At 73.4% G+C, this 11,822-nt stretch carries 13 protein-coding genes and 1 pseudogene; 13 read left to right on the top strand and 1 reads right to left on the bottom strand.

Going from position 1 to position 11,822, the window contains the following annotated elements; all coding sequences use genetic code 11:
* The 7 genes and pseudogenes from ACFW9D_RS31710 to ACFW9D_RS31680 all read left to right on the top strand — a co-directional run.
* Nucleotides 1-336, top strand: a pseudogene (locus tag ACFW9D_RS31710) (hypothetical protein); the annotation flags it as partial.
* An 18-nt stretch (nucleotides 337-354) separates the two neighbouring features.
* The gene (locus ACFW9D_RS31705) at nucleotides 355-1,401 is read left to right on the top strand and encodes a segregation and condensation protein A (RefSeq protein WP_384627647.1); all 1,047 of its coding nucleotides are present in this window, start codon (nucleotides 355-357) and stop codon (nucleotides 1,399-1,401) included.
* On the top strand, nucleotides 1,398-2,030 hold the full coding sequence (gene scpB, locus ACFW9D_RS31700; protein WP_188339733.1) for an SMC-Scp complex subunit ScpB: 633 nt from the start codon (nucleotides 1,398-1,400) through the stop codon (nucleotides 2,028-2,030). Before ACFW9D_RS31705 ends, scpB begins: the two co-directional genes overlap by 4 nt.
* 11 nt (nucleotides 2,031-2,041) lie before the next feature.
* Nucleotides 2,042-3,175, top strand: a complete 1,134-nt coding sequence (locus ACFW9D_RS31695; protein WP_188339734.1) for a pseudouridine synthase — start codon at nucleotides 2,042-2,044, stop codon at nucleotides 3,173-3,175.
* Between the two features lie 73 nt (nucleotides 3,176-3,248).
* Nucleotides 3,249-4,046 carry an NUDIX domain-containing protein gene (locus ACFW9D_RS31690; RefSeq protein WP_384627643.1) on the top strand — a complete coding sequence of 266 codons (798 nt, stop codon included), beginning with the start codon at nucleotides 3,249-3,251 and terminating at the stop codon, nucleotides 4,044-4,046.
* Nucleotides 4,043-5,068 (top strand): ADP-ribosylglycohydrolase family protein, encoded by a 1,026-nt coding sequence (locus ACFW9D_RS31685; protein WP_384627640.1) that lies wholly within the window; start codon nucleotides 4,043-4,045, stop codon nucleotides 5,066-5,068. Before ACFW9D_RS31690 ends, ACFW9D_RS31685 begins: the two co-directional genes overlap by 4 nt.
* The gene (locus ACFW9D_RS31680) at nucleotides 5,065-5,859 is read left to right on the top strand and encodes a DNA polymerase beta superfamily protein (protein WP_384627637.1); all 795 of its coding nucleotides are present in this window, start codon (nucleotides 5,065-5,067) and stop codon (nucleotides 5,857-5,859) included. The genes ACFW9D_RS31685 and ACFW9D_RS31680 overlap by 4 nt, the downstream gene beginning before the upstream one ends.
* On the opposite strand, the gene ACFW9D_RS31675 is transcribed toward ACFW9D_RS31680, so the two are convergent.
* Nucleotides 5,839-6,528, bottom strand: a complete 690-nt coding sequence (locus ACFW9D_RS31675) for a DNA polymerase beta superfamily protein (protein WP_384627634.1) — start codon at nucleotides 6,526-6,528, stop codon at nucleotides 5,839-5,841. The two genes, ACFW9D_RS31680 and ACFW9D_RS31675, sit on opposite strands and share 21 nt — an antisense overlap.
* 99 nt (nucleotides 6,529-6,627) lie before the next feature.
* Between ACFW9D_RS31675 and ACFW9D_RS31670 the strand changes: the two genes are divergently transcribed.
* From ACFW9D_RS31670 to der, 6 genes are all read left to right on the top strand, one after another.
* A complete protein-coding gene (locus ACFW9D_RS31670; RefSeq protein WP_384627631.1) occupies nucleotides 6,628-7,077 on the top strand; it encodes a YidB family protein in 450 nt (149 codons plus the stop codon).
* A gap of 230 nt (nucleotides 7,078-7,307) precedes the next feature.
* Nucleotides 7,308-7,670 (top strand): chorismate mutase, encoded by a 363-nt coding sequence (aroH, locus tag ACFW9D_RS31665; protein WP_188339739.1) that lies wholly within the window; start codon nucleotides 7,308-7,310, stop codon nucleotides 7,668-7,670.
* Nucleotides 7,667-8,752 (top strand): prephenate dehydrogenase, encoded by a 1,086-nt coding sequence (locus ACFW9D_RS31660; RefSeq protein ID WP_188339740.1) that lies wholly within the window; start codon nucleotides 7,667-7,669, stop codon nucleotides 8,750-8,752. Before aroH ends, ACFW9D_RS31660 begins: the two co-directional genes overlap by 4 nt.
* A gap of 116 nt (nucleotides 8,753-8,868) precedes the next feature.
* On the top strand, nucleotides 8,869-9,549 hold the full coding sequence (gene cmk, locus ACFW9D_RS31655; RefSeq protein WP_384627628.1) for a (d)CMP kinase: 681 nt from the start codon (nucleotides 8,869-8,871) through the stop codon (nucleotides 9,547-9,549).
* Nucleotides 9,546-10,193, top strand: coding sequence for a 1-acyl-sn-glycerol-3-phosphate acyltransferase (locus ACFW9D_RS31650; RefSeq protein WP_188339742.1), 648 nt, complete (start codon nucleotides 9,546-9,548; stop codon nucleotides 10,191-10,193). Before cmk ends, ACFW9D_RS31650 begins: the two co-directional genes overlap by 4 nt.
* Nucleotides 10,194-10,271: 78 nt before the next feature.
* Nucleotides 10,272-11,747 (top strand): ribosome biogenesis GTPase Der, encoded by a 1,476-nt coding sequence (gene der, locus ACFW9D_RS31645; RefSeq protein WP_188339743.1) that lies wholly within the window; start codon nucleotides 10,272-10,274, stop codon nucleotides 11,745-11,747.
* Nucleotides 11,748-11,822 lie beyond the last annotated feature (75 nt).

Raw genomic sequence — 11,822 nt, 5'->3', positions numbered from 1 at the left:
CGCGGGGGGGGGGCGGCCGGGGCCGACCGGCGCCGGTCGGGCCGCGCGCAGGACGGTTCGGGCTGGGGCCGCGGCGCGGCGGCCGGGGCCCGGCGCCGCTCCCGTGCCGCCAATCGCCGGCCCAGCGGCCGCGAGCGGCACGACGAGAAGATCACCGTCTACGTCTCCGCCGAGGAGCTGATGGACCTCGAGCACGCGCGCCTCGTGCTGCGCGGTGAGCACGGGCTCGCCGTCGACCGGGGCCGCATCGTGCGCGAGGCCGTCGCCGTCGTCCTGGCCGACCTGGAGTCCCGCGGGGACGCGAGCATTCTCGTACGCCGGCTGCGCGGGCGGTAGCGGTAGCCTCCGGCCTTGATGCCTGAGAACGATCCGAGCCCCGCCCCGCCCGAGCGCCCGCCCCGACGCGCGCTGGGCCGCGGCGCGGCGGCGGCTCCACCGCGAGAGCCGGAACCCGCACCTGAGCCGGTGGCCGAGGAGCCCGCCCCCGAGCCTGAGGCGGTCGCGGAGCCGGATGTCGCGGAAGTGGTGGCCGAGGAGCCCGCGTCCGAGCCCGAGCCCGAGACCGGTGCGGACGACGGGAAGTTCACCGTCCGGCTGGCGAACTTCGAGGGCCCCTTCGACCTGCTGCTGCAGCTGATCGCCAAGCACAAGCTCGATGTCACCGAGGTCGCGCTGTCCAAGGTGACCGACGAGTTCATGGCGCACATCCGCGCCATGGGGCCGGACTGGGACCTGGATCAGACGACCGAGTTCCTGGTCGTCGCCGCGACCCTGCTGGACCTGAAGGCGGCGCGGCTGCTGCCCACCGCCGAGGTCGAGGACGAGGGCGATCTCGCGCTCCTGGAGGCGCGGGACCTGCTGTTCGCCCGGCTGCTCCAGTACCGCGCGTACAAGCGGATCGCCGACATCTTCAGCGCCCGTTTCGAGGACGAGGCGCGGCGCCACCCGCGCACGGTGGGCCTGGAGCCGCACCACGCCGAGCTGCTGCCCGACGTCGTCATCAGCATCGGCCCCGAGGGCTTCGCGAAGCTCGCCGTGAAGGCGATGCAGCCGAAGCCCGAGCCGCAGGTCTACGTGGACCACATCCACGCCCCGCTGGTCAGCGTGCAGGAGCAGGCCGGGGTGGTGGTCGCGCGGCTGCGCGAGCTCGGCGAGGCCAGCTTCCAGGACCTCGTGGCCGACACCGACGACACGCTCACGGTCGTGGCCCGCTTCCTCGCCCTGCTGGAGCTGTACCGGGAGAAGGCGGTCGCCCTGGACCAGGAGGCCGCGCTCGGCGAGCTCCTGGTGCGCTGGACCGGCGGCGCGGACGGGGCCCCGCCCGTCGTGACGGACGAGTTCGACCGGGCGCCGGAAAGCCTGGAGGAACCACGCAGAGAGCAGCAGGAGGAGGCCGTATGAGTGCCGTACCCGACGACGGCGTGGCCGGGCTCGACCTCAAGCCCGCCCTGGAGGCCGTCCTCATGGTCGTCGACGAGCCCGCCACCGAGAAGCACCTGGCGAAGATCCTCCAGCGGCCCGAGCGGGCCGTCGCGGACGCCCTGCGCGCGCTGGCCGACGAGTACACCGTCCAGGGCCGCGGCTTCGAGCTGCGCTCCGTGGCCGGCGGCTGGCGCTTCTACACCCGGCCGGAGTACGCGGCCGCCGTCGAGGGATTCGTGCTCGACGGGCAGGTCGCGCGGCTGACCCAGGCCGCTCTGGAGACGCTCGCGGTCGTCGCGTACCGCCAGCCCGTGAGCCGTTCGCGGGTCTCCGCCGTGCGCGGGGTGAACTGTGACGGGGTCATGCGGACCCTGCTCCAGCGCGGTCTCGTCGAGGAGGCGGGCGCGGAACCCGAAACAGGTGCGATCCTGTACAGGACGACGAACTACTTCCTGGAGCGGATGGGCCTGCGCGGCCTGGACGAGCTCCCGGAGCTCGCGCCCTTCCTCCCCGAGGCGGACGCGATCGAGGCGGACACGCTGGAAGGGGTCCCGTCGTTCGACCCGGACGCACCCGATGCGCCGGGGTACGAGGACGCAGACGACTAGACGGAAATTTGATGCGAAGCAGCAGCGGCAGGAACAGCAGCGGAAACAACGGCGGGAGCCGTGGTGGCAACAGCGGCGGCCGCGGCGGGAGCAGCGGTGGCCGCGGTAACTACCGTGGCGCCGGGAACAACCGCGATGACAAGCAGGGCGGCGCCGGCCGCCCGAAGAAGCCGCGTCCCGAGGAGCGGCGTTACGACGTAGGCCCCGGCGGCACCCAGGACGGCCCGAAGTCGGGCCGCGGCGCGTCCGCGCGCGGCGGCGCCAAGGGCGGCCCCAAGCGCGGCCAGCAGCCCTCCACGGGCCGTGGCCGCTGGGTCCCGGCGACCTCGCGCGAGTACGAGGCGCGGGCCGAGGAGCGCAACCGCGAGCGGTACGCGGGCAAGCCGAAGGTGAACCTGCCCAAGACCTTCCCCGGCGCCGAGCAGGAGGGCGAGCGGCTGCAGAAGGTCCTCGCCCGCGCCGGCTACGGCTCGCGGCGTGCCTGTGAGGAGCTCGTCGAGCAGGCCCGTGTCGAGGTCAACGGCGAGATCGTGCTCGAGCAGGGCATGCGCGTCGACACCGAGAAGGACGAGATCAAGGTCGACGGGCTGACCGTCGCCACGCAGTCGTACCAGTTCTTCGCGCTCAACAAGCCGGCCGGTGTCGTCTCCACGATGGAGGACAACGAGGGCCGGCAGTGCCTCGGGGACTACACGAACAACCGTGAGACGCGGCTGTTCCACGTCGGCCGGCTCGACACCGAGACCGAGGGCGTCATCCTGCTCACCAACCACGGCGAGCTGGCGCACCGGCTGACCCACCCGAAGTACGGCGTGAAGAAGGTCTACCTCGCGCACATCGTCGGCCCGATCCCGCGCGACCTGGGCAAGCAGCTCAAGGACGGCATCCAGCTGGAGGACGGGTACGCGAAGGCGGACCACTTCCGCGTCGTGGAGCAGACCGGCAAGAACTACCTGGTCGAGGTGACCCTGCACGAGGGCCGCAAGCACATCGTGCGCCGCATGCTGGCCGAGGCCGGGTTCCCGGTCGACAAGCTGGTGCGGGTGGCCTTCGGGCCGATCACCCTCGGCGACCAGAAGTCCGGCTGGCTGCGCCGCCTGTCGAACACGGAGGTCGGCATGCTGATGAAGGAAGTCGACCTGTAGGCCCGCAGGGCTTGTGAGCGGCGACCCCCTCCCTTTAAGGTCAGGTAGACCAATAACGGGAGGGGGTCGCCGCATGCCCGGCACCGACACACCGGCCGCACCCAGCGCACCGGCCCACGCCACACCGGCGTACGACAAGCACGCCTACGAGCCCTTCGCCGTCACCGTCGATCTGGCCGTCTTCACCATCCGCTCCGGCACCCTGCACATCCTGCTCGTCGAGCGCGGCCAGGAGCCCTACGCCGGACGCTGGGCCCTGCCCGGCGGCTTCCTGCGGCCCGACGAGTCCGCCGAGGCCGCCGCCCGGCGCGAGCTCGCCGAGGAGACCGGGCTCGACGACGTGGCGGGCCTGCACCTGGAACAGCTGCGCACCTACAGCGACCCGCGGCGCGACCCGAGGATGCGGGTCGTCTCCGTCGCCTTCGCCGCGCTCGTCCCCGACGCCCCGCAGGCGCACGGCGGCGGCGACGCGGCCCGCGCCGCCTGGATCCCGTACGGCGGCGCGGACACCGGAGCCCACGGGCCCCTCGCCTTCGACCACGACCGGATCCTCGCCGACGCCCACGAGCGGATCGGCGGCAAGCTCGAGTACACCTGCCTCGCCACCGCGTTCTGCCCGCCCGAGTTCACCCTCGGCGAGCTCCGCCACGTCTACGAGGTCGTCTGGGGCACCGAGCTCGACCCCGCGAACTTCCGGCGCAAGGTCCTCGCGACCCCCGGCTTCGTCGCCCAGATCCCCGGCGCCTCCCGGCTGACCGGCGGCCGCGGCAAGCCCGCCGCCCTCTACCGCGGCGGCGGCGCCGACTCGCTCCACCCACCGCTGCTGCGCCCCGCACCCGAGCCCGCTCCCACGGAGGGAACCCGCCGATGACCGCCCCGACCAAGAACACCGCCACCGGTTCCCTCGTCGGCCTCGCCCTCGGGGACGCGCTCGGCTTCCCGACCGAGTTCAACGACGTCCCGTCGATCCTCGCCAAGCTCGGCCCCTGGCGGGACATGGACCTGCCCCGGCCGCTGGCCCACATCACCGACGACACCCAGATGGCACTCGCCGTCGCCCGCGCCCTGCGTACCGGCATGGGGCGCGGCACCCTCGGCCCGAAGCGGTTCGAGCGGCCGCTGCGCGAGGAGTTCGTCGACTGGTACCACTCGCCCGACAACAACCGCGCGCCCGGCAACACCTGCCTCACCGCCTGCCGCCTCCTCGACAGCGACCGCCGCTGGCAGCAGGCCACCCAGATCCACTCCAAGGGCTGCGGCGCCAACATGCGGGTCACCCCGCTCGGCCTCGTCCCCGGCCTGAGCGACGCGCAGCGCTCCGGCGCCGCCCAGCTGCAGGCCGCGCTCACCCACGGCCACCCCACCGCCCTCGCCGCGAGCGACCTCACCGCACGGGCCGTCCAGCTCCTCGCCGAAGGCGTCGACCCGGCCGGACTCGTCGGACAGCTGCGCTCCCACGCCCTGCGCAGCCGCACCGTCTACCGCGAGGACTGGCTCGGCGACCTGTGGCGCGGCTCCCAGGACCCGGACCCCGAGCACTTCGTCACCCGCGGCTGGGACGAGTGCCTCGCCGTGCTCGAGAAGCTCGAGGCCGCCCTGCGCGACCCCAACCCCGAGATCGACCCCTGCCTCGTCACCGGCGCCGGCTGGATCGCCGAAGAGGCCCTCGCCACCGCCCTGTTCTGCTTCCTGCTCTTCGTCGACGAGCCCGTCCTCGCCCTGCGCCGGGCCGCCTGCACCTCCGGCGACTCCGACTCGATCGCGGCCCTGACCGGCGCCTTCGCGGGCGCCCACCTCGGCACCGACGCCTGGCCCGAGGACTGGGTCGAGCGCGTCGAGCACCGCGACGAACTCCTCGCGATCGGCGCCGCCTGGGACGGAGGCACCCTGTGACCGCCCTCCCCGACGCGACCGCCCTCGCCGGCGCCGGACTGCCCACCGGCGCCGACCTCGGCGCGATCGTCGCCGACCAGACGGACCCGCTGCTCTTCGCGACCGTCTCCGGCGCCCACCTGTACGGCTTCCCGTCCCAGGACTCCGACGTCGACCTGCGCGGGGTCCACCTGCTGCCGCCGCGGGCGCTCGTAGGACTGCGCGAACCGGACGAGACCCGCTCACGGATGTGGGACAAGGACGGCGTCGAGATGGACCTCGTCACCCACGACCTGCGCAAGTTCGTCCGCCTGATGCTGCGCCGCAACGGCTACGTCCTGGAGCAGCTGCTCTCGCCGCTCGTCGTGCACACCAGCCCGGCGCACGCCGAACTCGTCGCGCTCGCGCCCGGCGTCCTCACCCGGCACCACGCCCACCACTACCGCGGCTTCGCCGGCACCCAGTGGCGGCTCTACGACAGGACGCGCGAACTCAAGCCGCTGCTCTACACCTTCCGCGTCCTGCTCACCGGCATCCACCTCATGCGCACCGGCCGCGTCGAGGCCCATCTGCCCACCCTGCTCGACGCCGTCGACGCCCCCGGCTACCTGCCCGGGCTGATCGAGGCTAAGGCCGCCGCCGAGCACGGCGGCACCGACCTCCCCCACGAGCGGGCCGCCGCCGACGTCGAGACGCTGCACGCGGAGCTCGACGCGGCGCAGGCCGCGAGCACGCTGCCGGACGAGCCGGGCGCGTACGACGCGCTCGACGACCTGATCGTCCGGGTACGGCTAGCGGGCCTCCAGGGCTGAGGCCCGCCGGGTCCGGACGAGGAAGTCCTCGACCCGGGCCCGGTCCGGCTCGGCCGGAAGGGGAGTGTGCTCCGCGGCCTGCTCGGCCTGGGCCGCGAGGGCCGCCATCCGGCGCTCGACCTCCGGCCACGGCACCTCGCCGCGCTTCACCGCGAGCAGTTCCTCCCGCTGCCCGCTCACGTCGATCACCAGCTCCCCGGTGCGCAGCAGATCCCGGCAGGAGGTCAGCAGGCGCAGCAGGTGCATGGCGTGCTTCCAGCGCGGGGCGCCGTGCGTGCGCACGTCCGCCTCCAGCTTCTTGCGCTGGCCGAGCGCGTACCGGGCGAACGTGTCGTGCGCCTGCCGGGACAGGAACGCGTCGCGCAGGCCGAGCAGTTCACGCCCCGTGTCCGTGATCCGCTCCACGATCGGCGAGTGCAGACACTCCAGCACGTTCGGGTTCGCCCGCAGCGCCAGCGAGCAGAACCGCTCCAGCTCCCACGAGAACTGCTCCTCGGCCGGCCCGTCCACATGCGTCGGCGGCTTCTCGAAGCGCCAGAACAGCGGCGTCGGCGCCAGGAACACGCCCCGCCGGTCCGTGTCGCTGCCCTCCGTGGCCAGCCCGAAGGCACGCGAACCCATCACGCACGCGTACACCGTGTGATCACGCACCAGCCGCTCCGGTTCCATGCCCGGAGCCTACGAGCGCCGGTCGCACCGAGTGGCGGCAGGGGGCGGCCCGGGTGACATTGAGGTGGTCGTGTGCGGCACACCGAAAGGCACAAGGTCATGGCAGGAATGGATCTGGGCGGTCTGCTCGGCGGTCTCCTCGGCGGAGGCGGCGGGAGCGCGGCGGGCGGCGGAGGAGGAGCCGGGGCCAATGTCCTCGGCTCGCTGCTGCAGAGCGTGCTCGCGGGCAGGGCCGGAGGCGGCGCGGCGGGCTCCGATCCGCTGGGCGGCCTGATGGACATGATCACGAAGTCGGGCCTCGGCGACCAGCGGCAGCTCGACTCCTGGATCGGCACCGGCGACAACCAGCCGCTCACCCCCGAGCAGGTCAAGCAGGCCGTCCCCGACGACACCCTCGACAAGGTCGCCGCCGAGGCGGGCGTGAGCCGCGACGAGGCCGCCCAGCAGGTGGCCCGGCAGCTCCCGCAGGTCGTCGACCGGCTCACCCCCGACGGCCAGGTGCCCTCCGGCGCCTCCCTGGAGGACCTCGTCAGGGAACAGCGCCTCTGATCCCCGTACCCACACCCCCGCACCCCCGGCGGGGCGCGCGGCAGAGAGGCGCCCCGCCGCCGGCCCCCCCCGCGCGCCTAAGCGGGGCGGAGGGCGAAAACAACCGCGCGATATCTATGTGCGACTGGGGGGGGGAGCGCGCCCCCCCGGCGGGCCCCCCCGCGTCCGCTCGCACCGGCGCGATTACGCTGGGCGATGGCAGAACGTACGCGGGATCAAGGAGTGACACGGTGGCGGTACGAGCGGTCCGGGGCGCGGTCCAACTCGAACGGGACGACGCCGGGCACATGGAGGAGCAGGTCAGCGAGCTGCTCACCGCCGTCCTCGAGCGGAACGGCCTGACCGGCGACGACCTGATCTCCATCTGGTTCACCGCCACCCCCGACCTGCACTCCGCCTTCCCCGCGGCCGCCGCCCGCGGCCTCGGCATCGTGGACGTCCCGTTGATCTGCGCCCAGGAACTCGACATCGCCGGCGCCATGCCGCGCGTCGTCCGCCTCCTCGCGCACGTCGACACCGAGCTGCCCAAGTCCGAGGTCGCGCACGTCTACCTCGGCGCCGCGGCCGCCCTGCGCAAGGACATCGCCCAGTGAGAACCGCACTCGTCATCGGCACCGGCCTCATCGGCACCTCCGCCGCCCTGGCGCTCGCCTCGCGCGGCGTCACCGTGCACCTGGAGGACCACGACCCCGGCCAGGCCCGCACCGCCGCCGCCCTCGGCGCCGGCAGCGCCGAGGCCCCCGAGGGCGTCGTCGACCTGTGCGTCGTCGCCGTGCCGCCCGCGCACGTCGCGCAGCAGCTCGCCGACGCCATGCGCCGCGGCGTCGCCCGCGGCTACCTCGACGTCGCCAGCGTCAAGGGCGGCCCGCGCCGCGACCTGGAGTCCCTCGGCCTCGACCTCACCGCCTACATCGGCACGCACCCCATGAGCGGCCGCGAGCGCAGCGGCCCGCTCGCCGCGACCGCCGACCTCTTCGAGGGCCGGCCCTGGGTGCTCACCCCGACCCGGGACACCGACACCGAGGTCCTCAACCTCGCCCTGGAACTGGTCGCCCTGTGCCGGGCCGTGCCCGTCGTCATGGACGCCGACGCCCATGACCGGGCCGTCGCCCTCGTCTCGCACATGCCGCACCTCGTCTCCGGCATGGTCGCCGCCCGCCTGGAGAACGCGGAGGAGGCCGCCGTCCGCCTCTGCGGCCAGGGCATCCGCGACGTGACCCGCATCGCCGCCTCCGACCCGCGCATGTGGATCGACATCCTCTCCGCCAACCCGGGCCCCGTCGCCGACCTGCTCACCGACCTCTCCGCCGACCTCGACGAGACCGTACGGGCCCTGCGCGCCCTGCAGTCCTCCGACGACGACAAGCGCCGCGAGGGCGCCGACGGAGTCGAGACGATGCTGCGCAAGGGCAACGCGGGCCAGGCCCGGGTCCCCGGCAAGCACGGCGCCGCCCCCGCCGCGTACGAGGCCGTCGCCGTCCTGATCTCCGACCAGCCGGGTGAGCTCGCTCGCATCTTCGCGGACGCCGGCGCCGTCGGGATCAACATCGAGGACGTGCGGATCGAGCACGCGACCGGGCAGCAGGCCGGCTTCATCCAGCTCATGGTGCAGCCCGCGGCCGCGCCCAAGCTCGCCGCCGCGCTCCGCGAGCGCGGCTGGGCCATGCGGCAGTGAGAGGCGGCCGTCAGAGGTGCCAGTAAGAGTCGCTTCTCAGAGCCAGTAACCTTGTGCGGGGCGTGTCCGCGCCCCGTCCGCATGCCCCCGTGCACTGAGAAAGGTGTCCGTCACCCATGGAAACCCCGGCAGCCGTGATCGTCGCCATCGACGGACCCTCCGGCACGGGCAAGTCGAGCACCTCGAAGGCCGTCGCCGCCCAGCTCGGACTGAGCTACCTGGACACCGGCGCCCAGTACCGGGCGATCACCTGGTGGATGGTGAACAACGGCATCGACCTGTCCGACGCGTCCGCCGTCGCCGCGGTGGCGGGCAAGGCCGACATCGTCTCCGGCACCGACCCGTCCGGCCCCACCATCACGGTGGACGGCACCGACGTGGCCGGTCCCATCCGCACGACCGAGGTCACCTCCCAGGTCAGCGCCGTCAGCGCCGTCCCCGAGGTGCGGGCCCGGATCACCGAGCTGCAGCGCTCCATCGCCGCCTCGGCCGAGAAGGGCATCGTCGTCGAGGGCCGCGACATCGGTACGACGGTGCTGCCCGACGCCGACCTCAAGATCTTCCTGACCGCTTCGCCCGAGGCCCGCGCCGCCCGCCGCTCCGGCGAGCTCAAGGGCTCCGACGTCAAGGCGACGCAGGAGGCCCTCGTGGCGCGCGACAAGGCCGACTCCAGCCGCAAGACGTCGCCGCTCGCCAAGGCGGGCGACGCCGTCGAGGTCGACACCACCGATCTCACGCTGCAGCAGGTCATCGAGTGCGTCGTCACGCTGGTCGAGGAGAAGCGGGCCTCCCGGTGAGCGACGCTCCCTCCGAGCGCGGCGCCGAGGTCGGACGGCGCATCGGCGTCGGTCTGATGTACGGGCTGTGGAAGCCGCGCGTGCTGGGGTCCTGGCGGGTCCCCGCGAGCGGCCCGGTGATCCTCGCCGTGAACCACGCCCACAACATCGACGGGCCCATGGTCATGGGCGTCGCCCCGCGGCCGGCGCACTTCCTGATCAAGCAGGAGGCGTTCGTCGGGCCGCTCGGCCGCTTCCTCGACGGGATCGGCCAGGTGAAGGTGGACCGGACCGGCACGGACCGTACCGCCGTCACCCGCGCCCTCGACGTGCTGAGGAACGACGGCGTCCTCGGGATCTTCCCCGAGGGCACCCGCGGCGAGGGCGACTTCGCCTCGCTGCGGGCCGGGCTCGCGTACTTCGCGGTGCGCTCCGGCGCGCCGATCGTCCCGGTCGCGGTGCTGGGAAGCACGGACCGGCCCGGACGGTTGATAAAGGGGCTGCCCCCGCTGCGCAGCCGGGTCGACGTCGTCTTCGGCGACCCCTTCGAGGCGGGCGACGGCAGCGGCCGCCGCACGCGCAAGGCGCTGGACGAGGCGACCGTGCGCATCCAGGACCGGCTCACCGCCCACCTGGAGAACGCCAGGCGCCTGACCGGGCGCTGAGCGAGACTTTCAGTAGTGCGCGCGCCCCGAACGGGTGCGGGCACCGATCACCACGATGAACGACGAGGTACGGACTTCATGAACGACCAGATCCAGCCCGAGGGCGGCGCGGAGCACGATCACGGCGCGCTCGGCGACGCTGAGTACGCCCGGTTCATGGAGCTCGCGGCCGAGGAGGGCTTCGACCTCGAGGACGTCGAGGGCGCGATCGAGGAGGCGGGCCACGGCCCGCTGCCCGTCCTCGCCGTCGTCGGCCGGCCCAACGTCGGCAAGTCGACCCTGGTGAACCGCATCATCGGCCGCCGCGAGGCCGTCGTCGAGGACAAGCCGGGCGTCACCCGCGACCGCGTCACGTACGAGGCCGAGTGGGCGGGCCGCCGCTTCAAGGTCGTCGACACCGGCGGCTGGGAGCAGGACGTCCTCGGCATCGACGCCTCGGTTGCCGCGCAGGCCGAGTACGCGATCGAGACGGCCGACGCCGTCGTCTTCGTCGTCGACTCCAAGGTCGGCGTCACCGACACCGACGAGGCCGTCGTCCGCCTCCTGCGCAAGGCCAAGAAGCCCGTCGTGCTGTGCGCCAACAAGGTCGACGGCCCCAGCGGCGAGGCCGACGCCACCGCCCTGTGGTCCCTCGGCATCGGCGAGCCGCACCCCGTCTCCTCGCTGCACGGCCGCGGCACCGGCGACATGCTCGACGCCGTCCTGGAGGCGCTGCCCGAGGCGCCCGCGCAGACCTTCGGCGCCGCCGGCGTCGGCGGCCCGCGCCGCATCGCCCTGATCGGCCGCCCGAACGTCGGCAAGTCCTCGCTCCTGAACAAGGTCGCGAACGAGGAGCGCGTCGTCGTCAACGAGCTGGCGGGCACCACCCGTGACCCGGTCGACGAGCTCATCGAACTCGGCGGCGTCACCTGGAAGTTCGTCGACACGGCGGGCATCCGCAAGCGCGTCCACCTCCAGCAGGGCGCCGACTACTACGCCTCGCTGCGCACCGCCGCCGCCGTCGAGAAGGCGGAGGTCGCGGTCATCCTGATCGACGCGTCCGAGTCCATCTCCATCCAGGACCAGCGGATCGTGACGATGGCCGTCGAGGCCGGCCGCGCGGTCGTCGTCGCCTTCAACAAGTGGGACACCCTCGACGAGGAGCGCCGCTACTACCTGGAGCGCGAGATCGAGACCGAGCTGGGCCAGATCGCCTGGGCCCCGCGGGTCAACGTGTCGGCGCGGACCGGCCGCCACATGGAGAAGCTCGTCCCGGCGATCGAGACGGCGCTGGCCGGCTGGGAGACCCGCGTCCCCACGGGCCGGCTCAACGCCTTCCTCGGCGAGCTCGTCGCCTCCCACCCGCACCCGGTGCGCGGCGGCAAGCAGCCCCGCATCCTGTTCGGCACGCAGGCCGGCACCAAGCCGCCGCGGTTCGTGCTGTTCGCCTCCGGCTTCATCGAGGCGGGCTACCGGCGCTTCGTGGAGCGGCGTCTGCGCGAGGAGTTCGGGTTCGAGGGGACGCCGATCCACATTTCCGTGCGGGTGCGGGAGAAGCGCGGCAAGAAGAAGTAAGCGCGCGAGCTAGCGGCGCGCCGGGGACCTCAGTGGTGCTCGCGGCGCGGAGCGGGCGGCAGGGCGGCCGGGAGC

Source organism: Streptomyces sp. NPDC059524 (genome assembly GCF_042749255.1).
In the GTDB taxonomy this organism is placed as follows: Bacteria; Actinomycetota; Actinomycetes; order Streptomycetales; family Streptomycetaceae; genus Streptomyces; species Streptomyces xanthii.
Note: the sequence above shows the minus strand (reverse complement) of the source record. Positions and strands in the feature narration are given on the sequence as shown.

Coding starts and splice junctions, on each gene's coding strand:
- ACFW9D_RS31675 (WP_384627634.1), bottom strand. CDS start 6,528: ATGGAACCGGAGCGGCTGGTGCGTGATCACACGGTGTACGCGTGCGTG.
- ACFW9D_RS31685 (WP_384627640.1), top strand. CDS start 4,043: ATGACCGCCCCGACCAAGAACACCGCCACCGGTTCCCTCGTCGGCCTC.
- scpB (WP_188339733.1), top strand. CDS start 1,398: ATGAGTGCCGTACCCGACGACGGCGTGGCCGGGCTCGACCTCAAGCCC.
- der (WP_188339743.1), top strand. CDS start 10,272: ATGAACGACCAGATCCAGCCCGAGGGCGGCGCGGAGCACGATCACGGC.
- ACFW9D_RS31690 (WP_384627643.1), top strand. CDS start 3,249: ATGCCCGGCACCGACACACCGGCCGCACCCAGCGCACCGGCCCACGCC.
- ACFW9D_RS31695 (WP_188339734.1), top strand. CDS start 2,042: ATGCGAAGCAGCAGCGGCAGGAACAGCAGCGGAAACAACGGCGGGAGC.
- ACFW9D_RS31670 (WP_384627631.1), top strand. CDS start 6,628: ATGGCAGGAATGGATCTGGGCGGTCTGCTCGGCGGTCTCCTCGGCGGA.
- ACFW9D_RS31705 (WP_384627647.1), top strand. CDS start 355: ATGCCTGAGAACGATCCGAGCCCCGCCCCGCCCGAGCGCCCGCCCCGA.
- cmk (WP_384627628.1), top strand. CDS start 8,869: ATGGAAACCCCGGCAGCCGTGATCGTCGCCATCGACGGACCCTCCGGC.